General features: G+C 53.5%; 21 protein-coding genes, 2 pseudogenes and 1 riboswitch. Of the genes and pseudogenes, 11 read left to right on the top strand and 12 right to left on the bottom strand.

The genetic code is table 11. The features are described from left to right. Positions 1-129 precede the first annotated feature (129 nt). Positions 130-1,707: an ABC transporter substrate-binding protein gene (locus EPYR_RS13545; protein ID WP_012668949.1), complete on the top strand. Its 1,578-nt coding sequence runs from the start codon at positions 130-132 to the stop codon at positions 1,705-1,707. Between the two features lie 50 nt (positions 1,708-1,757). Here EPYR_RS13545 and EPYR_RS13550 read toward each other — a convergent pair whose 3' ends face one another. Further along, on the bottom strand, positions 1,758-1,952 hold the full coding sequence (locus EPYR_RS13550; RefSeq protein WP_012668950.1) for a hypothetical protein: 195 nt from the start codon (positions 1,950-1,952) through the stop codon (positions 1,758-1,760). Positions 1,953-2,542: 590 nt separating this feature from the next. On the opposite strand from EPYR_RS13550, the gene EPYR_RS13555 reads away from it, so the two are divergent. Beyond that, entirely contained in the window at positions 2,543-2,809 is a 267-nt protein-coding gene (locus EPYR_RS13555) for a hypothetical protein (protein WP_012668951.1), read from the top strand. Between the two features lie 93 nt (positions 2,810-2,902). Next, positions 2,903-3,919, top strand: coding sequence for an acyltransferase (locus EPYR_RS13560; RefSeq protein WP_014543556.1), 1,017 nt, complete (start codon positions 2,903-2,905; stop codon positions 3,917-3,919). Positions 3,920-3,994: 75 nt separating this feature from the next. Here EPYR_RS13560 and EPYR_RS13565 read toward each other — a convergent pair whose 3' ends face one another. Together EPYR_RS13565 and EPYR_RS20395 are read right to left on the bottom strand one after the other, a co-directional pair. Next, entirely contained in the window at positions 3,995-4,225 is a 231-nt protein-coding gene (locus EPYR_RS13565; protein WP_012668953.1) for a hypothetical protein, read from the bottom strand. Positions 4,226-4,300: 75 nt separating this feature from the next. Beyond that, positions 4,301-4,862, bottom strand: a pseudogene (locus tag EPYR_RS20395) (class I SAM-dependent methyltransferase). Positions 4,863-5,108: 246 nt separating this feature from the next. Between EPYR_RS20395 and EPYR_RS13575 the strand changes: the two are divergent. Then, complete coding sequence (locus EPYR_RS13575; protein WP_041474032.1) at positions 5,109-5,300, top strand: hypothetical protein; 192 nt, start codon at positions 5,109-5,111, stop codon at positions 5,298-5,300. On the opposite strand, the gene iraP is transcribed toward EPYR_RS13575, so the two are convergent. Further along, positions 5,297-5,590, bottom strand: coding sequence for an anti-adapter protein IraP (iraP, locus tag EPYR_RS13580; protein ID WP_012668956.1), 294 nt, complete (start codon positions 5,588-5,590; stop codon positions 5,297-5,299). The genes EPYR_RS13575 and iraP overlap by 4 nt on opposite strands. Positions 5,591-5,894: 304 nt before the next feature. Between iraP and EPYR_RS13585 the strand changes: the two genes are divergently transcribed. Both EPYR_RS13585 and EPYR_RS13590 read left to right on the top strand, forming a co-directional pair. Then, positions 5,895-6,092 carry a hypothetical protein gene (locus EPYR_RS13585; protein WP_012668957.1) on the top strand — a complete coding sequence of 66 codons (198 nt, stop codon included), beginning with the start codon at positions 5,895-5,897 and terminating at the stop codon, positions 6,090-6,092. Between the two features lies 1 nt (position 6,093). Further along, a complete protein-coding gene (locus EPYR_RS13590; protein WP_012668958.1) occupies positions 6,094-6,876 on the top strand; it encodes a hypothetical protein in 783 nt (260 codons plus the stop codon). Here the strand turns inward: EPYR_RS13590 and crcB are convergent. Beyond that, on the bottom strand, positions 6,862-7,239 hold the full coding sequence (crcB, locus tag EPYR_RS13595) for a fluoride efflux transporter CrcB (RefSeq protein ID WP_012668959.1): 378 nt from the start codon (positions 7,237-7,239) through the stop codon (positions 6,862-6,864). The genes EPYR_RS13590 and crcB overlap by 15 nt on opposite strands. Positions 7,240-7,323: 84 nt before the next feature. Beyond that, positions 7,324-7,393: riboswitch (Fluoride riboswitch) on the bottom strand. An 87-nt stretch (positions 7,394-7,480) separates the two neighbouring features. Here crcB and EPYR_RS13600 point away from each other — a divergent pair. From EPYR_RS13600 to EPYR_RS13610, 3 genes are all read left to right on the top strand, one after another. Further along, a complete protein-coding gene (locus EPYR_RS13600; RefSeq protein ID WP_012668960.1) occupies positions 7,481-7,915 on the top strand; it encodes a YbaN family protein in 435 nt (144 codons plus the stop codon). A gap of 134 nt (positions 7,916-8,049) precedes the next feature. Then, positions 8,050-8,301, top strand: coding sequence for a type II toxin-antitoxin system prevent-host-death family antitoxin (locus EPYR_RS13605; RefSeq protein ID WP_012668961.1), 252 nt, complete (start codon positions 8,050-8,052; stop codon positions 8,299-8,301). Next, positions 8,301-8,726 carry a type II toxin-antitoxin system VapC family toxin gene (locus EPYR_RS13610; protein WP_012668962.1) on the top strand — a complete coding sequence of 142 codons (426 nt, stop codon included), beginning with the start codon at positions 8,301-8,303 and terminating at the stop codon, positions 8,724-8,726. The genes EPYR_RS13605 and EPYR_RS13610 overlap by 1 nt, the downstream gene beginning before the upstream one ends. Positions 8,727-8,739: 13 nt before the next feature. Here the strand turns inward: EPYR_RS13610 and EPYR_RS13615 are convergent. The 3 genes and pseudogenes from EPYR_RS13615 to proB form a co-directional block, all read right to left on the bottom strand. Continuing rightward, positions 8,740-9,376 (bottom strand): annotated as a pseudogene (locus EPYR_RS13615) (LysE family translocator). 18 nt (positions 9,377-9,394) lie between these two features. Beyond that, on the bottom strand, positions 9,395-10,648 hold the full coding sequence (gene proA / locus EPYR_RS13620) for a glutamate-5-semialdehyde dehydrogenase (RefSeq protein WP_012668964.1): 1,254 nt from the start codon (positions 10,646-10,648) through the stop codon (positions 9,395-9,397). A 9-nt stretch (positions 10,649-10,657) separates the two neighbouring features. Next, positions 10,658-11,761: a glutamate 5-kinase gene (proB, locus tag EPYR_RS13625; protein ID WP_012668965.1), complete on the bottom strand. Its 1,104-nt coding sequence runs from the start codon at positions 11,759-11,761 to the stop codon at positions 10,658-10,660. Positions 11,762-12,057: 296 nt separating this feature from the next. Here proB and EPYR_RS13630 point away from each other — a divergent pair, with 296 nt between their 5' ends. Beyond that, positions 12,058-13,212: a porin gene (locus EPYR_RS13630; RefSeq protein WP_041474135.1), complete on the top strand. Its 1,155-nt coding sequence runs from the start codon at positions 12,058-12,060 to the stop codon at positions 13,210-13,212. Between the two features lie 109 nt (positions 13,213-13,321). Here EPYR_RS13630 and crl read toward each other — a convergent pair whose 3' ends face one another. The 3 genes from crl to gpt form a co-directional block, all read right to left on the bottom strand. Then, on the bottom strand, positions 13,322-13,723 hold the full coding sequence (crl, locus tag EPYR_RS13635) for a sigma factor-binding protein Crl (protein WP_012668967.1): 402 nt from the start codon (positions 13,721-13,723) through the stop codon (positions 13,322-13,324). Positions 13,724-13,779: 56 nt separating this feature from the next. After that, positions 13,780-15,027, bottom strand: coding sequence for an esterase FrsA (gene frsA / locus EPYR_RS13640; RefSeq protein ID WP_012668968.1), 1,248 nt, complete (start codon positions 15,025-15,027; stop codon positions 13,780-13,782). Positions 15,028-15,143: 116 nt separating this feature from the next. Beyond that, positions 15,144-15,602 (bottom strand): xanthine phosphoribosyltransferase, encoded by a 459-nt coding sequence (gene gpt / locus EPYR_RS13645; RefSeq protein WP_012668969.1) that lies wholly within the window; start codon positions 15,600-15,602, stop codon positions 15,144-15,146. A 260-nt stretch (positions 15,603-15,862) separates the two neighbouring features. Between gpt and pepD the strand changes: the two genes are divergently transcribed. Continuing rightward, a complete protein-coding gene (gene pepD / locus EPYR_RS13650) occupies positions 15,863-17,320 on the top strand; it encodes a beta-Ala-His dipeptidase (protein WP_012668970.1) in 1,458 nt (485 codons plus the stop codon). A 36-nt stretch (positions 17,321-17,356) separates the two neighbouring features. Here pepD and dinB read toward each other — a convergent pair whose 3' ends face one another. After that, entirely contained in the window at positions 17,357-18,412 is a 1,056-nt protein-coding gene (gene dinB / locus EPYR_RS13655; protein ID WP_012668971.1) for a DNA polymerase IV, read from the bottom strand. Positions 18,413-18,565: the final 153 nt, after the last annotated feature.

Below are 18,565 nucleotides of genomic sequence, written 5' to 3' on the forward strand. Positions count from 1 at the left end.
CTGGGGCACCCGGCTTATCAACATGACCCGGCCTCTGTTTTAAAACGGCTAAGGTTAGTTAAATCCGGCATTTCTGATTTTGCCATCTCCCCCTATAGTCCTGATAACTCTTCCGATTCAGGACTTATCATGCGAATAATCCTCCCGTTGTTGTTGGGCAGTACTCTGCTACTTTCTCCAGGCATTCAGGCCGCCACGCCTGCCGATACGCTTATTGTGGCTATTTCGCTCGACGGGATTATCAGTTTCGACCCGGCAGAGAGTTTTGAGACGGTAAGTACCAGCAGCCTGCGCAACGTTTATCAGACGCTGGTATCCGCAGATATCGACGACCCGCGTAAGCTGGCGCCCCAGCTTGCCAGCAGCTGGCAGCCGGGCGCCGGTGAGCACAGCCTGCTGTTTACCCTGAAACCGGGAGTGAAGTTTGCCAGCGGTAACCCGGTGACCAGCGATGACGTGATTTATTCACTGACGCGGGCGGTAAAGCTGAATAAGACACCGGTATTTATTCTCGGTGAGTTCGGCTGGACGGCAGAGAACATCGACGCGCAGTTCACCAGACACGGCGATAACCAGTTAGAAATTCGTTGGTTCTCTAATATCGGACGCGATCTGGCGCTGCGCCTGCTGACCTCTCCCGTCGCTTCTACCCTTGACGCTAAACTGGCGCAGCAACATGCCAGCGCAGGGGATTTTGGTAACGGCTGGTTACGTACCCACTCGGCCGGCAGCGCCGCCTACAAAATTAGCCACTATGTGCCACAGCAGGCGCTGGTGCTGGAACAGAATCCACAGGCGCAGCCCGCACCGCACCTTAAAAGAGTGATCCTGAAAAATGTCGCCGATCCCGGTTCACGCCGCTTACTGTTGGAACAGGGCGATGCCGATGTCGCCTACGGTCTTGGTGCCGACCAGTTCGCCACGCTGAAAAAACAGTCTAACGTGACGGTCGCCAGTTTCCCCTCCAGCCTGATTTACTACCTTGGCTTTAACACTCAGGATCCGCAACAGCCTGTGCTGGGCAATCCGGCCTTTTGGCAGGCCGCACGCTGGTTGATTGACTACCAAAGTCTCTCTCAGCAGCTTCTGAAGGGGCAATATGCGGTGCATCAAGCCTTTCTGCCGGGCGGATTTGACGCCGCGCTGGATAATCAGCCGTTCCATTACGACCTCGTCAAAGCGAAAGCGATTCTGGCAAAGGCCGGCATTCGGCCCGGCACGCGTTTTGCGCTCACTATCGTCAATCAGCCCCCCTACAGCGAGGTAGCACAGGCGTTGCAGGCCAGCTTTGCTAAAGCGGATATTCAGATTGATATTCAGCCGGTGGCAGAGGCTGAACTGTGGAGCAAAATGCGCGGGCGCGATTTCCAGTCGGTCTTTATCTACTGGGGCGCGGATTACGTCGATGCCAACAGCAATGCCAGCACCTTCGCTTATCATATGAACGGCGGGCCAAAGACCCTCGCCTGGCGCGTTGGCTGGAACATTCCACAGCTTAGCGCTCAGACCCGTGCCGCCGCTGCCGATAGCAATGTTATTAAGCGCAATGCGCTTTACCGGCAGTTACAAAGCGAGATCCAACAAAATTCGCCGTTTGTGGTGATGTTGCAGGGGCAGCAGCAGGTAGGTTTGAGCAGGCATGTGCAGGGGGCATACGGGGGGATTGGCATTAGCCTACTGTATTTCGACCGGGTGAGTAAAATCTAGTGGCGAACGGCTGCGCGCCAGGCGCGCAGCCGATGCTCTGAGTTAGCAAGTCAGGAAATCACCGACTCAGAAGCATGTTTATGCTTTTCGCTTTCGAAATGGGTTTTAAACTGCTCATAGATGGAGATCATATTGGCAGCATCACCCTGCAAAGGGCTGAGTTTACCCGCGCGAACCAGCTCAATAACCAGCTGTAAGGCGGCCTGCTTCGGGCTGGTAGAAGGGTGTGCAATTTCGTTTGGCATATCTCATTCCGTTAACCGTTAAACCCGCACTCTACCAAGTTTGCCCGGCTGACGTCACGTTTTTTACAGGTGATCACCACCCGGGAAAATATGTACAAAATAAATAAACTTGTACAGATTTATCAAAGCAGATAAAGTCACTGCCGTAACGAATTATGCACTTGCATAGCCTCTGGAAGTGTTGCCGGGTTTCCCACTTCCCGAGGCTATTTTTTGACAGGATTACTCACTCTTCCCGCTTCCACTTCTTTTTTCTTTTTGTGCTATAACGCAAATTAATTGTTTTTTAACAAGGAAAATTAGGCTCCTTTAGGTTATTTTTTAACCCTTCCATTCAATAAATGGAGACGTGTATGAAGCGACAGCCTGTGGCATCATCCGCTATTCCTGGCGGCGGTTATTCGGATATCATGTCGAAAAGCATATCTGCAGGTGGAAACGCTGCGCCACGGCACTGTAACCTTAAGCGGTGTTCCTTTGACTGCCTGGCATTTTTTGATGGCCGCACCGTCTAAAGGACTCTTCTTTATACCAGCACATCAAAAATCGTTATCATCAAATCTGGCCGCAAGGATAAGGGAGTACTCGCTATGTCATTCATCAAAAGGCTTTTTCAACCGTATGGCGCTCCGTTGCTCGGCGTGTTGTTGTCAGGCGTGTTCGGCTTTGCCCCTTCTTCAAAGGCAGAGACGATCTCCGTTCCTTTGTCACAGGAACAGGACGGTGGGGAGGCAGGCCGTGCCTGCATTTATGTCTGGCATGGTTCTGCGCAATATCGTGTGGTCAACGCCGGCCAATTATGCGCAGCGGAAATTACCGTCGAAGATAAACCTGGTATTACCGATACGAATATTTGACGGTAAGACATCTGAATAGCGCAGAGATATGTTACTTTACAGGCATTGAGCCTGCAGATGCCTTGCAGTGCAGCCCGCTGGCAAAGGAATACGTTGTTGAAAACCCTCAATATTAAACTGTTAATGCCGATTGCCACCTATCTGGTGATCCTGCTACACACTGCTGCGGTGCCGTTCCATACCTTTCATAGCGCCTGGTCAGTCGCAGTTATGTATGACGCTCTGGGCCGAATTTCCTTTCCGCTGTACTTACTGATTGCGGGCTATATTTCGCTCAATAAAAATGAATCATTGCTTAGTACGTTAAAGGTCCGGGTGCTGAACCTGCTGATACCGCTGATTGCGTGGACGGCGGTTTACTTTGTTTATAACCGTATGATTAATGGCAGTACTGCCTCATTCAGCGTGCTGGAAACGCTCAGTACCCCTGCCTATCAGCATTTGTGGTTTATCTATACGCTGATCCTGCTGTATCTGGTTACTCCGCTGCTGAATACGTTTATCCAGCACGGTAGCCAGCAGCGAATTAATTATATTATCGCCATCTGGTTTGCTCTGGCTTCAGTTTATATGTTGTTTGACAATTTCAAAGATAGCGTGCTGGAAAATCATCCTGAATCCGTGCCAAGTAATATTGATATGGTGGTTTATCTGTCCGGGTTTTATATTATTGGTGGCGTCGCACGTCGCTATAAACTGGCACCTAAAACGGCCATCGCCAGCGTCATATTCATACTGAGTGCGGTATTAACCGCAGTGATGTGCTATTCGTTATCCATCAGCATCAACCAGCCAAACGAGATTTTTTTGTTCTATTCGGCACCGACCATTGTCACGCTTGCGCTTGCCTGTTTCTTTATGCTGCTCAATGCGCGATTGCAGTTCACCAGGCGTTTGAGTTTGTCCATACGCGGGCTAAACAGACTGAGTACGGGTATTTTCTTTATTCATATGCTGGTGCTGGAAACGCTACTGCGGCTGTGGCCGGTAAATTTTGAAAACTACTACGCCATCCTGACTATTCCGGCAGTGGCTCTGTTGAGTTATACGGTGTCTGCTCTGCTGGTAGCGGCGCTGCGGGTGGTTCCGGGGCTTAAACGAGTGGTATAACTGCAATGACCGTTCAGTACCTCTCTGAACGGCCATTGACTCCCGCTCGCAAACACATCAGTCACAGGCTGGGGTTCAGCCCATGGCCTCGGCAAATTTGTGCGGTTGATTAATTGCCCGGCGTGCAATCCAGTAAAGTAAAATCCGTTCGTCATCATGATCCTGATCGGCCATTGCCAGAAGCTTTAAACCAAGCGTGGCTTTGTTTACTGGCTGCCCGGTAATACTGAGATCAACCACTGCCTTGCCAATGATAGTGCACACCTCTTCCTCACTTGAAATCGGCTCTTCTGTCAGACTACTCATTTTCTCCTCCTCTTTGCCCAAAGGTTAAGCATAGCAAACCTGCGCAGCTTGCCACATGGAGTAAGTAACAGCTTATTAACGGGCAAGCGAGCGCCGGTGATAAACCCACGCGGGGGCAGGTTTGCCAGAACGCGCGTTCGGTTGCAGGCAAAATAAATGGAAAGCAGCGTCTCGCACATCGAGGTGTACTGGAACTGGACAAATACCCCGTTAGCGTGAAGCCTGTCGGCAGCACGTTGCAAAATACGATGACGTAAAGCCTGCGGCAGGGACAACAGCGGTCAGCAGGAAAAAATGACATCGAACTGACCATCAAGATTTTCCTCTGACTCAGCCACCACCTGCAATCGTGCATCCCGATCCTGCATAGCGTAAAGAGCGGAATAAAAGCGTGGATTGGTTTCAAAAGTCAACAGAAGGGCATCTGCGCGCATACGCGCCAACAAATGCCGTGTTAACACCCCCTCCCCGGCCCCTGACTCGGCAATGCGCAGACAGTGCTGCCAGTCCACCCCGTCCGACATGGTTTTACCCAATGCCGCGATGACGGGTCGATAGTGCCGGTGTTGCGCGGGCCGGCGATAAATTCCTGAAGGTAGCTGGCTTTATTTTTCAACCAGCACGGTGTAGGCAGCAATATATTTATCTCCCGATGAATATGTCGTACCTGTTCAGGCCATCACTCGTTCGACAAGTTCGGTAAATCTGCCTCCTTGCCGTAAAACCAGGACCTATCCCAAAAAATCCAGTTCAGCACCTTCAGCCTTAATGCCCGACGTGAATCGGGCTGACGACCGATCGCCCCGGTTCGGCGAAGCACATACTTGTCATCCGGCTTATCGCCTATAATGAAACAGACACCGTTCTGTCATAGGAGTAAGCGATGTTAATTGGCTTCGTACTACTTGTCAGCGCCTGTGGAAATGATGCCTGCGACGCGCTTCCCGTATCGGAACATATTTATCCTACCCGCTATGCTTGTGAACAGATGGCGGAGCGCATTCATCAGCGCCGCCCCAAGGCAGTGTTACTGTGCGGTGAGGTTTTTCGCCAGGTCGACACCGCCCCTCCTTAGGCATCCTCTGCTGGCGTGGCTTCGTCGACATATCTCGTTACCGCCAGCAGACGGTTCACATGGGTGAGCAATAAATCCACGTCGGTTTGCAGAAAACCCTCGCCTCCGCGTGATACGGTGAGAATCGCATTCTGGATATTTTCCGCTATTGAGGGGCTGTCCTCTTTACCAACGGTAAGCAGCAATGCGGCCAGCACCAGTGATTGCGCCTCAACTTGAGCCGTCAGCTCTTTTGTGTCCACATCCATTCTGGCAAGCTTCATTAAAATATCGATAACCAGCTGCTTCATTTGAAGATTTCCTCATAAAATTATTGCTATGAAATTACCATTCCGCCTGAGGCGGGTAAACAGGATTTGGGCTTTTATCAGCGAAGCCGCTTCTACCGGCAAACAGCGGATGCATCTGCTTGTTTATCTGTAAATTTTCCTCTGTTCACCTGTTTCCGGAATCATTAAATCACCTCGATTATCTCCTTAACATAAGACATTTCTCTGTGCTGAAAGCGCACTTCAGGCTTCGCACTGGTCCCTTTCGGGTAGCAGGATTGCTTTTTTGCTGCCAGGCTTGGCTAAAGGCCATAAAGGAGTTGCTATGTTTCGTTTTTTTCTCACCCTGTTTTCCAGTCCCGAATCATTGCTACAGGTGATGAGCAAGCGGGCGATAGCCGAGTCAATTGAGGATGGTGAACGTATCCTGATTGATGAAGATGGCAGCGCCAGCGTCAACATTCACAGCCCGGAAGTCAGGGAAGATTTTGCCCGCCATATCGCCACGCTAAGGAGAGCATGACTTGGGTACGGCAATATTTATGGTTTTGATGGTTTGTGGTTATTGGTATACCAGCCGCGACCTTTCCACCCGATTTAAAATAAAACGTTCCTTTGGCTGGGATACGTATTTTCTTGTCGCGCTGTACGGCTGTATTTTCGTTTTACAGGGCGTTTTCGCCACGGGTATTATCTGGCTGCTGCTGCTGGGCGCATCCTCGATATTTAACGCTATTGCGCAACGGGCTGACGGCCAGCACTACCAGTGGCAAATTGCGTTTATGAACTGGAGCTTTTTAGGTATTCAGGCACCGGTCGTGGTAATGCTGATCCTGGCGATTGCTTTTTGCATCTATCGCACCAGCTGGTCGGGGAGCGCACGCCTCGACAGCAACGGCAGGAAAAAACTGTATAAAAAACTCTCCCGAACCAACGGCGTTGAAGCTCTGCTGTTTCAGTGCATGGAGCAAGGGCAACTGGTGTTGATCACGCTGGAATCGCGCCATGTCTATATCGGGATGGTTCATGCTGCTTCTTACGAAAACATCAATACTGCTAATGTGGTAATTATCCCGATGTTAAGTGGCTGCCGCGACAGTCACACGCAGAATTTAAGTATTGAACATAACTACAGTCGCTGGTACGCCGAACATGGCATAACCCTGGTATCGGAACCCACATCTGCCATGGCGTTTCGTAAAGTGATCATGCTTAAGCAAATCGAGAGTTTGTCACTCTTCGATGCCGCCAGCGCCAGCACATTATCGCTGGGCAAAGCCGCTGCACCCGGCTCAGAGAAGCAGTGACATAAGCCAGAAGCCACCCATCGTCATTAACAGTGAACCTGCGACGTGGGTAATAACAGAGATGATTGCCCAGAGGTAACTACCAGCCTGGATCAGCGTCACCACCTCCAGCGAGAACGTGGAAAAGGTGGTCATCCCCCCGCATAAACCGGTGGTTATCAGCAGTTTCCAGGTCTGATCCATCCCCGGATAACGGGCAAACAACGCCACCGCAGCACCAATAATAAATCCACCGACCAGATTAACCAGCAGCGTGCCGGGCGGCAAATTTGGAAACCAGGCGTTGAGGCGCACGGCGAGCAACCAGCGCACGACGCAGCCAGCACAGCCGCCTGCCATCACGGCTAATAACTGTTTCAACATAAAATCCTCTGCGGGTAGCGGGGCAGGTGCCAGCAGGTAATCAAACTATCGCCTGAACCACCAACCCCGGTTGAAAGAGTCAGCGTGATCGGGCGTTATCAGCCCAAAAAATCAGGGCGGTTGGGAAAGGTGCAACACCATTACCTTATTGCGTGTAAGATAATCAGCCGTCGTGAGTTTTGCAAGCGGCCGCTCAAAGGCTAAGATAACAAAAACACCGCTGCTGCAGGATGGGGTAAATATGACCGAACGCCGCAACATACTGCTCCCCGCCACCGCGCAAAAGCGCAACAGGAAAAAAGCGTTGCGCTATTTATATCAATTGTTGGCCGTGTTAAGCCTGGCGCTGGCCGTTGCGGGCTTCATTCTGCCGGGCTTGCCCTGCACCGAGTTTGTGCTGTTGGCGGCCTGGTTCGCTTCGCGTAGCTCACCGTCTTTGCACCGCTGGATTATGCGTCACAGGCTGTTTGGCCCGCTGCTGGCCAACTGGCAGCAGGGTATTTTGCCGCGCCGGGCGAAATGGGCTGCCACGCTGGCCATGAGCCTGACCGCGCTGGTGATGGCCATTTGCGTGTCGCATACGCCCAGCGTGGTCGTATCTATCGGCTGCATGGCGGCAGTATTGGTTTGGCTTTGGCGTCGTCCGGAGAAACAAAACCCGCCGCCACCGGCCTGAAAAGAAGAAAACCCTGATGCCGCGCCACCGATTCGAATCGAACCAATATTCATTCTACTGCTGCTTCACCGTGCTCAAATATTGTGCTAAATTAAAATGTAGTAACATATCTACATTTGGCTCAGGAGCGCGATATGACGACAAAAACCTATACCAGCCGCCTGTTTAATCAGGACGTTTCTGGTGCAAAAAAAGCCGCAGAAACTGCGCCGGTATATATCACGGTGCGCGGCAGGCCGTCTCACGTTTTAATGACGTTTGCACAGTATCAAAAGCTGTCTGGTGCCTCGGTAAGCCTGGCCGATGCGCTTTATATGCCCGCAGCCGGGGATGTCGATTTTGAGCTTCCCCGCGAGGATATTATTGTCAGGGATGTGGATTTCTGATGCTCTATTTACTTGATACCAATGTCCTTGCTGAACTACGCAAGGTAAAAAGTGGGCGATGCGCGCAGCAGGTCATCGACTGGGCAGAATCAGTTAGCGTTAGCGATACCTTTATCTCTGCCATCAGCGTACTGGAAATAGAGCGCGGAATATTGTTGAAGGAAAAAAGCGACAGTCGTCAGGGAAAAATCCTGCGTCAGTGGTTTGAAGAATACGTCCTCAGTGAATATCAGGGACGGATCCTGTCTGTCGACAGACAGGTTGCCCGTCATTGTGCCCGGCTGCATGTGCCGGACAAACGTTCACTTAACGATTCACTGATTGCCGCCACCGCTTTTATCAACGGCATGACGGTAGTTACCCGAAACATCGCAGATTTCACCCATATGGATATCCCCTTGCTCAATCCCTGGGCTGATGTCTGAACAAAACCGCTCACTAGCGATTATCTACCCGCATTTTCAACGCCAGTCCGGCCAGCACCGCGCCCATCAGCCAGCGTTGAGCCTTCTGCCAGCCGAGCCGACTGGCAAGAAAGCTGGCGATACCTCTGGCGGTGAAGATAATCCCCCCGTTGATCAGCATACTGATAACGATTTGACTGAAACCGAGTGCCAGCGACTGCCCCAGCACATGCCCCTGCGCCGGGTGGATAAACTGCGGCAGCAGGGTCAGATAGATAACGGCAGCTTTTGGGTTGAGCAGATTGGTAAACAGCCCCATGCTGAACAGCTTGCCAGCGCTGTCCGGCGGCAGGTCGCGCAGCTGAAACGCGGATTTTCCACCACATATCGCCTGCCACGCCATCCACAGCAGATAAATCACGCCAGCGAAACGCAGCACGTCGTAAGCCATTGGTACCGCCATCAGCAGCGCGGTAATGCCCAGCGCAGCGCAGCGCAGCGCAGAGCATATAAAACATAAAGCCTAACGCCACGCCGGATAGCGAGATATATCCGGCCCTACGCCCCTGACTTATGGAGCGCGAGATCAGATAGATCATGTTGGGTCCGGGGGTCAGTACCATACCAAGCGTGATGCCGGCGAACGGCAGAAGCGGGGAAAGCGTCACCATATCCCCCCCTGATATCAGTTAAACGCGCACGGTATCGTCGCCGAACGCCACCCACTTATAGGTGGTCAGCGCTTCCAGCCCCATCGGGCCACGAGCGTGCAGTTTCTGCGTACTGACCGCCACTTCTGCGCCTAAACCAAACTGCCCGCCGTCGGTAAAACGGGTGCTGGCATTCACGTAAACCGCTGAAGAATCCACTTCATTGACGAAGCGCTCCGCATGCTTAATGGTGCGCGTCAGAATGGCATCGGAATGTTGAGTACCGTATTCGCGGATATGCGCAATCGCTTCAGTGAGGTCATCCACCAGCTTCACGTTCAGATCCAGCGCCAGCCATTCGTCGCGGAACTGGGCATCGGTCACCGCACTGACGCAAGCCGTGCCCTGCTGCAACAGCGGCAGCGAACGCGCATCGGCGTGCAGGCTAATCCCCTCCTGCGCCATGCGCGCACTGAGCGCTGGCAGGAAGCTGTCGGCTATCGCCGCATCAATCAGCAGGGTTTCTACCGAGTTACAGGCGCTCGGCCGCTGCTTCTTGGCATTAACGATCACCTTGAGCGCCGCTTCCTGCTCGATACTGCGATCGACGTAGATATGGCAAACGCCGATACCGCCGGTGATCACCGGAATGGTCGACTGTTCACGGCACAGCTTGTGCAGTCCGGCACCACCGCGTGGGATCAGCATATCGACATAACGATCGAGTTTCAGTAGCTGATTGACCAACTCGCGATCCGGGCTTTCAATCGCCTGTACCGCTGCAGCCGGCACACCATGTTGTTTCAACGCATCCTGAATGACGCGCACGGTGGAGGCATTGGTGCGATAAGTCTCTTTGCCACCGCGCAGGATCACCGCATTACCGGTTTTCAGGCACAGGCTGGCGACATCCACGGTGACGTTCGGGCGCGCTTCATAAATCACCCCGACCACACCGAGCGGCACGCGGCGGCGTTCAATGCGCAGTCCGCTATCAAGCTTACCGCCGTCAATCACCACCCCGACCGGGTCTGGCAGGCGGCACACCTGACGTACGTCGTCGGCGATCCCTTTCAGGCGTTGCCGATCGAGCATCAGACGATCCAGTAGCGCCGCGCTCATGCCGTTTTGCCGCGCGTCGGCAAGATCCTGCTGGTTGGCGGCAAGGATCTCTGCGCTCTGCGCTTCAAGACGATCGGCAATCGTCATCAATAGCTGGTTTTTTTCTGCGGTGGAGAGCACCGACAGCTGATAAGAGGCGGCCTTCGCGGCCTGGCCCATTTGTTCTAGCATCCACGTTCCTTAGCTGACAATCATATCGTCGCGATGAACAGCCACCGGACCATATTCATAACCCAGAATTTCGCCGATCTGCTGGGAATGATGCCCGGCGATCATGCGCATAGCATCGCTGTTATAGCGCGATACGCCGTGAGCCACATCGCGCCCCAGCAGGTTGCGGATGCGGATCACTTCACCACGCGAGAAGTTACCGCTGATTTCACGGATGCCTTTTGGCAACAGCGAACTGCCGCGTTCAAGGATCGCCGACAGCGCTCCGTCGTCCACCACCAGTTCACCGGCAGGAGGCGCGCCGAAGATCCAGCGTTTACGGTTTTCCAGCGGGGTTTCCAGCGCATGGAAGCAGGTTCCCACCGGATTGGAAGCGATCACATCGCCAATCACGCCCGCACGGCCACCCGCCGCAATAATAGTATCGATGCCGGCACGGCAGGCAATATCCGCCGCCTGCAACTTGGTCGTCATACCTCCGGTGCCAAGACCGGAAACGCTATCCCCGGCCAGCGCACGCAGATTGTCGTCAATGCCCCTGACGTCACGGATCAGTTCTGCCTGCGGATTATCGCGCGGATCGGCGGTGAACAGCCCCTGCTGATCGGTCAGCAGCAGCAGCTTATCGGCTCCGGCGAGAATAGCGGCCAGCGCCGACAGGTTATCGTTATCGCCCACCTTAATCTCGGCGGTGGCGACCGCATCATTCTCATTAATCACCGGGACAATATGGTTATCGAGCAGCGCGCGCAGCGTATCGCGGGCGTTGAGAAAGCGCTCACGATCTTCCAGATCGGCACGCGTCAGCAGCATCTGGCCGATATGGATACCGTAGATAGAGAACAGTTGTTCCCACAGTTGGATCAGACGGCTCTGCCCCACCGCAGCCAGCAGCTGCTTGGAAGCAATGGTCGGCGGCAGTTCCGGGTAACCCAGATGCTCTCGCCCGGCCGCCATCGCGCCCGAAGTGACGATCACAATCCGGTGCCCTGCCGCGTGCTGCTGGGCGCACTGCCGCACCAGCTCGACGATATGCGCCCGATTAAGCCGACGTGAACCGCCGGTCAAAACGCTGGTCCCCAGTTTCACCACCAGGGTCTGGCTGCTGCTCATTATTTCCTGCCATTTCGTAAAAAAGAGTACAAAGAAACGTTTTAGCAGTTGTTGTGCCTGAAGCCAACAGCCAGCAGGGGAAAAGGGTGAAAAAGCCATTCCCTTTGCCGTTCCAGGCGTGGGCGATTAACAGCAAACATTTAAAACTGTAATAAATATTTAATAGATAAGAGGTAAAAAGTCGGTGTCTTGACAGGAGCCTGACGGCCAACAATAGCCAAAATAGCTCGGTCTGCATGATCGATATCCTAACTATGGCGGCAATTTATTTTTTTTCTTTTGGGTTTGATAATAACATGATGATAAAACGCACACTGACAATCCTGACCGCCGCTTTGACCTTAACCACCGCTGCACAAGCCGCAGAAATTTACAATAAAGACGGCAATAAACTGGACTTCTACGGCAAAATCAAAGCGATGCGCTACCTAAGCGATGCGGATAGCAACGCCGGCAATAATGCTGATAAATCCTATACCCGTATCGGCTTCAAAGGGCAGACCCAGATCAACGACCTGCTGACCGGCTATGGTCAGTGGGAATATCACTTCAGCCTGAGCAATTCAGAAGGCAGCAGCGACGCGCAGTCAGGTAACAAAACCCGTCTGGGCTTTGCCGGCCTGAAGCTGAAGGATTATGGTTCGATTGACTACGGCCGCAACTATGGCGTGATATACGACGTCGAAGCCTTCACCGATATGATGCCGGAATTTGGCGCAACCGGTTATACACGCACTGATACCTACATGCTCACCCGTGGTAACAGCATGCTGACCTGGCGTAACAGCGATTTTTTTGGTCTGGTCGACGGGTTGAAGATTGCACTGCAGTACCAGGGTAAAAACGAAGGTTCGGGCGCCCGTGCCACCAACGTGTCTAACGGTGAGGGCTACGGCGCGTCACTGTCTTATCAAATCGTCGAAGGTCTGACCATTAACGGCGCGATGTCTTCATCCAACCGTTTGAATGCCAACGGTGCCAGCTCCACCACCAGCCAGAAAATGGCCGCTTACGGTTCAGGTGATAAGGCGGAAGCCTGGGCAACGGGCTTAAAATATGACAACAAGGGAGTCTATCTGGCGGGAACTTATGCTGAAACGCGTAACACTAACCCGTTAAGCGGCGCTTCTTATACCTTTGCCGGTAATACCACGGCAACCGCCGTTTCCGGTTACGTTAACAAACTGCAGAATACCGAACTGGTTGCCCAGTATCAATTTGATTCCGGGCTGCGTCCGTCGCTGGCTTATGTGCAGACCAAGGCTAAAGACATTGAAAACGGCATTGGCGATGCCGATCTGAGCAAATTTGTTGATATCGCCGCCACTTACTACTTCAACAAAAACATGTCTGCCTTCGTCGACTACAAAGTTAACCTGCTAAGCAAAAACAATAAGCTGAACCTGAATACTGACGATATCGTCGCTGTCGGTCTGATGTATCAGTTCTGATTAACCTGATGCGCTCACCCGGTTTCTGCCGTGCTGAGCGTTGATTATCTGGCCTGTCGCTCGGAAAACAAACAAGGCTGGTTTAATCAGCCTTGTTTGTTTAATCCGGTCAGGCGGTGAGCTTCACCGGCTGGTCAGCAAAATCCGTCGCCGGGATCAGTTCCAGATCCATCTCCGCCAGCAGCGCTTTTAAACGCTCATGGAAGTTGCGTAATGTCTCTTCGAGACGGGCATTGTTATCCTTGCCCTTTACTGCTGTCGGCTTCCAGTTACCTTGTTTATCGAACAGGCCAAAGTGGTACTCGTAGGTAAAATGGTCAGCCCGGGCTTCCAGCTCCATCCACCATCCCCAGAATTCACGCAGCTCCGGTTGCGGTTTCACATTGACGCAAACGGCCAGACAGTCGAAGAAGAAACGATCGCCTTCGCATTTACTTTCACGGATATAAGGACCTAAAGAGTGAAAGCGCTTAATTATTCGACTCTTAGGATGTCCACTCGGTAACGTCATCGTTTAACCCCCTTGGTTGAGCCTTAAGTTGTAGCAAAAATGTGGGTTTTAGCAACTCATCGCGATAAATTGGCAAATAGCCAGTCACAAATATCGCGTAAAGCCTTATCAAAATTCGTTACCGCCGGGGACGGGGTGATTTTTAACAGCCGGCCGGCACCGGAAGAGTTCACGATCAGCCGCGATTCCTCTTCCGCGCTGAGAGGGTCATCTGCCCAGTAAGCTGACAGCATCGGGGTAGATAAGCGACGGCCCAGCAGCCCCTGCATTTTCAGCGAAAAGCGGCACAGTTCGGCACGCAATGTGCTGTCAGAAGTACCGGACATCCCCAGCCTGCTGGCCAGCATATCCATAGACATATCCGGCACGCTGTCCTGGAGATGCCTGTCCGTCAACAGACGATGTACCCACGGGCTGATGCAGGCCACCGCACGCAACCGCTGAGTTTCAAGACAGGCAAGTCTTACCGCCACGTTAGCGCCAAAGCGAAATCCAAAGGCCGCTACGCGGGTGTGATCAATCCAGGCAACGTTTTCCAGCTGGCGCAGCACCTGCTGGTGCAGGTAGCTGGTATCCTGCGTCAGTTTCCATTTGGCGGAAAAACCCACCGACGGCATATCCAGGGTCAGCAAAGCGATACCGCGTGGCGCGAGGTAGTCATGGAACAGCCGGTAATGATCGCTTTGCAGCGAATCGAGGCTGCCGCACATCAGCACCGTGGGAAAAGGAGGCTGTGCCTCAGGGGGCATATGCAGGAAGCCGTTTACCGGGCTGCCGTCAGCAATGGCAAACTCCAGCTCTTTCAATTCACCGGGCAAAAGCACAGTGCTCTGCTGGTAGGCGCGGCTGGCCAGCAATTGCGCCTGCCCGGCTAACCTATCCTCTTTCAGGTGCGGATAAATCGCCACGCTAAAAAGGTTAGCGGCTTGCAGCCAACAGTGGCCAGCCTGCTGGTCATCGGCGCACTGGCCGGCTTTCTGTTGCCATCGGGCAGCCTGTTTTGACCACTCATAAATCCAGTTACCGCCACGGTAACCCATCACCGTATCCAGCAACCGCTCGTCAGTACGCTCGCTGTTACTCGCCGCAATACGCGCCAGCACCTCAATGATCTCCTGCGGCGACAGGCCACGCCAGGCCCATAGCAGCCGATCGATCGTGCGATACCAGCCGACAGGGATCTCACCGCCCAGCGCAGAATGAATTGAGAACGGAAGAGGATGGCCACGACGCACCAGCGATGACGTTTCCGGATGTTTAAAACGCGGTTTGAACAGCTCTTCGCTGAGATTTTTTGGCGACATAACAGGGAGGTTCTCCGGCAGGCGATCGGACATTGAGTCTATCGTAGCCAGCGAATTCACGCGAAGGGTAAAACAGACGCGCCCGGCATAACCGGGCGCGTTTTGATCGACATCAATCAGCTTTTAACCAGCGGTGGAAGATAGGCGATCCCCATATCCCACGGCTGTTCGATCCAGGTATTTTGCGGAATATCAATGACGTAATCATCTACCAGTGGGCGGCCAGCAGGTTTGGCAAAGATGGTGACAAAATGCGCTTTCGGGTACATATCGCGGATGGCCTGTGCAGTGCCGCCGGTATCCACCAGATCGTCAATCACGATAAAGCCTTCGCCGTCCCCTTCTGCACGTTTCAGTACGCTCATTTCACGTTGGTTATCATGGTCGTAGCTGGAGATACAAACGGTGTCCACATGACGGATGCACAGCTCGCGCGCCAGTAACGCAGCCGGCACCAGACCACCGCGACTGACGGCAATAATGCCCTTCCACCGTTCAGCAGGCAGTAAGCGCCCGGCCAGTTTACGGGCATGAATTTGCAGCATGTCCCAGGTGACGACGTATTTTTCACTCATAAAAAAATCCCGACCAAGAAAATTGGCTCAAAAAATGTGCAGTGGCAGCGGTTGCGCGAAATTATAGTGATCTGAGGCGCTAAAAACCAGCCCGCTGCACCCCGGGGGGATTTTTTCCTCAGGCGACAGGAGCATGCACTAACAATCAATGATATTCTTTTGCTACCGCGCCAGAGTTGCTGGCGTGAATTTTCTAACCGCTATCCATGCACGCCCCTGCCTTACAGACAGGTTGGTGATGCCGACACAGGAGAGTTAACGTGTCTGAATTGTCTCAGTTATCCCCGCAGCCGTTGTGGGATACTTTTGCCACGATTTGCTCCATCCCCCATCCTTCATACCATGAAGAACAGCTGGCGGCTCATATTACCGCCTGGGCTTCGGAACAGGGTTTCTGGAACGAGCGTGACCAGGTGGGCAACATCCTGATCCGTAAACCGGCAACGCAAGGTTATGAAAACCTTAAACCGGTGGCGTTACAGGCGCATCTGGATATGGTGCCGCAGAAAAATAACGACACGGTACACGACTTTACGCAAGACCCCATACAACCCTGGGTTGATGGTGAATGGGTTAAGGCACGCGGTACCACGCTGGGCGCAGATAACGGTATTGGTATGGCTTCAGCACTGGCGGTGCTGGCAGATAACAGCCTGCAACATGGCCCGCTGGAAGTGCTGCTCACCATGACCGAAGAGACCGGCATGACCGGTGCATTCGGTCTACAGCCCGGCTGGTTGCAGGCGGATATTCTGATCAATACCGATTCGGAAGAGGAAGGTGAGATCTATATGGGCTGTGCGGGGGGCGTTGACTTCACCAGCACCCAGGTGCTGACTCACCAAGCGGTTCCGTCTGATTACCAGACGGTTAAACTGACCCTGAAAGGTTTGAAAGGCGGCCACTCAGGCTGTGATATTCATCTTGGTCTGGGCAATGCCAACAAGCTGCTGGCGCGTTTTCTGTTTTCCCACGCGCAACAGCTGGATCTGCGCCTGATTGACTTTAACGGCGGTACGCTGCGCAATGCCATCCCCCGTGAAGCTTATGTGGCGCTGGCCGTTTCCTCGCAGCACCTTGACAAGCTGAAGTCTGTGGCGGCTGGCTATCTGCTGACGCTGCAACACGAGCTGGGTCTTATTGAGAAAAATATTGCGCTGGTAGTAGAAGATATCGCCCATGCGCCACAGGCGCTGGATGCCACCAGCCGTGATGCTTTCATTGCGCTGCTGAACAGCATGCCAAACGGGGTGATCCGCCATTCTGACGTGATGAAAGGCGTGGTGGAAACCTCGCTTAACGTCGGCGTGGTGAAGATTGACGGTGACGAGGCGAAAATTAACTGCCTGATCCGCTCGCTGATCGACAGCGGTAAGCATTACGTGGTCGACATGCTCACCGCACTTAGCCAGCTGGCTGGCGCGCAGACTCTCGCCAGGGGCAGCTATCCGGGCTGGCAGCCAGACGGCAGTTCGCCGGTGATGGCGCTGGTGCGTGAAACCTATGAACAGCTGTTCCACAAAACCCCGAGCATCCAGGTGATCCATGCCGGTCTGGAGTGCGGGCTGTTCAGGGAACCTTATCCAGAGATGGATATGGTTTCTATCGGCCCGACCATCACCGGGGCGCACTCGCCGGATGAGCAGGTACACATTGCCAGCGTGGGCCTGTACTGGCAATTGCTGACCGCGCTGCTGAAGGCAATTCCGGTTAAGTAAATCAACGCGGGCGAACCGGAAAAGTCCGATTCGCCCCTATATGCCCAACAGCAGCTGCCGTTCCAGCTGTGGGTCCAGCAGCGTGACGTGCAGCCCTACCAGCCTGACTCCGCGCCCTGCCCGCCGCTCATCCCAGCTTTTGCGCGCTACCTCAATCAAATCCGCTTTGTTCAGCTCCGGCCAGGCATGCTCCTGTGTGGTCTGCTGAAAATCGGTGAACTTCAGCTTGACCCCCTGGCGAGCAATCAGCCTGTCCGGCTTAATTTTGCTTAACCGCCGATCCAGCTCGTCGTACAGCAGGTCAATAATTTCCAGACAGGCTTCCCAGCTGTGAATATCCTGTGACAGCGTGCGCTCCACGCCGAGAGACTTGCGCTCCCGCTCGACGATCACCTCGCGATCGTCAATGCCGTTGCAACGCTCCCACAGCACGCGGCCAAACTTGCCAAAGCGTTTTAATAACATCGCCAGATCGGCTTTCTGCACGTCGGCACAGGTATTCAGCCCCAGTTCCTCAAGCTTGCGCGCGGTGACCTTTCCCACGCCGGGAATTTTCGCCAGCGGCAGCCGCTGCAGGAAGTCGGGCACCTCCTCCGGGGTAATCACAAACTGACCGTTGGGCTTATTGATATCCGAGGCAATTTTTGCCAAAAATTTAATCGGTGCCACCCCGGCGGAAGCCGTCAGGTTCAGCTCCCGGCTGATGGTGTCGCGGATCTGACGTGCAATCAGCGTGGCAGAACCCTGGCAGTGTGGACTGTCGGTCACGTCGAGATAGGCTTCATCCAGCGACAACGGCTCAATCAATGTGGTATAGCGGGAGAAGATATCGCGAATTTGCGTACTGGCTTCTTTATAAGCGTCATAGCGGCCACGGATCACCGTCAAATGAGGGCAGAGTTTCAGCGCCATCGCCGTCGACATCGCGCTGCGTACGCCATATTCGCGTGCCGGATAGTTGGCGGTACTGATCACCCCGCGCTGCATCTCACTGCCGCCAATGGCGATGGGAATGTCGCGCAGGCTGGGATTATCACGCATTTCTACCGCAGCAAAAAAGCAGTCCATATCCACATGAATGATTTTGCGCATATCCCCTCCAACAGCACTGGATAAGTATACAGGCAACTTAACAGAGTTCAACAATGGCGAGAGTAAGCGGCATAATCCGATTTTTATGCCTGACGATCTTGATAAAAAAACAGACAGTGCTAATGTGACGCGGTAATAGAGGAATCTTCCGAT

Source organism: Erwinia pyrifoliae DSM 12163, assembly GCF_000026985.1.
Classification (GTDB): domain Bacteria; phylum Pseudomonadota; class Gammaproteobacteria; order Enterobacterales; family Enterobacteriaceae; genus Erwinia; species Erwinia pyrifoliae.

What these genes read in the sequence shown, in the direction of transcription:
- EPYR_RS13565 (WP_012668953.1), bottom strand. Translation starts at nt 4,225, where the DNA reads ATGAGTAGTCTGACAGAAGAGCCGATTTCAAGTGAGGAAGAGGTGTGC.
- EPYR_RS13630 (WP_041474135.1), top strand. Translation starts at nt 12,058, where the DNA reads ATGATGATAAAACGCACACTGACAATCCTGACCGCCGCTTTGACCTTA.
- EPYR_RS13575 (WP_041474032.1), top strand. Translation starts at nt 5,109, where the DNA reads ATGTTAATTGGCTTCGTACTACTTGTCAGCGCCTGTGGAAATGATGCC.
- iraP (WP_012668956.1), bottom strand. Translation starts at nt 5,590, where the DNA reads ATGAAGCAGCTGGTTATCGATATTTTAATGAAGCTTGCCAGAATGGAT.
- proB (WP_012668965.1), bottom strand. Translation starts at nt 11,761, where the DNA reads ATGAGCAGCAGCCAGACCCTGGTGGTGAAACTGGGGACCAGCGTTTTG.
- gpt (WP_012668969.1), bottom strand. Translation starts at nt 15,602, where the DNA reads ATGAGTGAAAAATACGTCGTCACCTGGGACATGCTGCAAATTCATGCC.
- EPYR_RS13585 (WP_012668957.1), top strand. Translation starts at nt 5,895, where the DNA reads ATGTTTCGTTTTTTTCTCACCCTGTTTTCCAGTCCCGAATCATTGCTA.
- crcB (WP_012668959.1), bottom strand. Translation starts at nt 7,239, where the DNA reads ATGTTGAAACAGTTATTAGCCGTGATGGCAGGCGGCTGTGCTGGCTGC.
- crl (WP_012668967.1), bottom strand. Translation starts at nt 13,723, where the DNA reads ATGACGTTACCGAGTGGACATCCTAAGAGTCGAATAATTAAGCGCTTT.
- EPYR_RS13605 (WP_012668961.1), top strand. Translation starts at nt 8,050, where the DNA reads ATGACGACAAAAACCTATACCAGCCGCCTGTTTAATCAGGACGTTTCT.
- EPYR_RS13610 (WP_012668962.1), top strand. Translation starts at nt 8,301, where the DNA reads ATGCTCTATTTACTTGATACCAATGTCCTTGCTGAACTACGCAAGGTA.
- frsA (WP_012668968.1), bottom strand. Translation starts at nt 15,027, where the DNA reads ATGTCGCCAAAAAATCTCAGCGAAGAGCTGTTCAAACCGCGTTTTAAA.
- EPYR_RS13545 (WP_012668949.1), top strand. Translation starts at nt 130, where the DNA reads ATGCGAATAATCCTCCCGTTGTTGTTGGGCAGTACTCTGCTACTTTCT.
- dinB (WP_012668971.1), bottom strand. Translation starts at nt 18,412, where the DNA reads ATGCGCAAAATCATTCATGTGGATATGGACTGCTTTTTTGCTGCGGTA.
- EPYR_RS13600 (WP_012668960.1), top strand. Translation starts at nt 7,481, where the DNA reads ATGACCGAACGCCGCAACATACTGCTCCCCGCCACCGCGCAAAAGCGC.
- proA (WP_012668964.1), bottom strand. Translation starts at nt 10,648, where the DNA reads ATGCTAGAACAAATGGGCCAGGCCGCGAAGGCCGCCTCTTATCAGCTG.
- EPYR_RS13555 (WP_012668951.1), top strand. Translation starts at nt 2,543, where the DNA reads ATGTCATTCATCAAAAGGCTTTTTCAACCGTATGGCGCTCCGTTGCTC.
- EPYR_RS13550 (WP_012668950.1), bottom strand. Translation starts at nt 1,952, where the DNA reads ATGCCAAACGAAATTGCACACCCTTCTACCAGCCCGAAGCAGGCCGCC.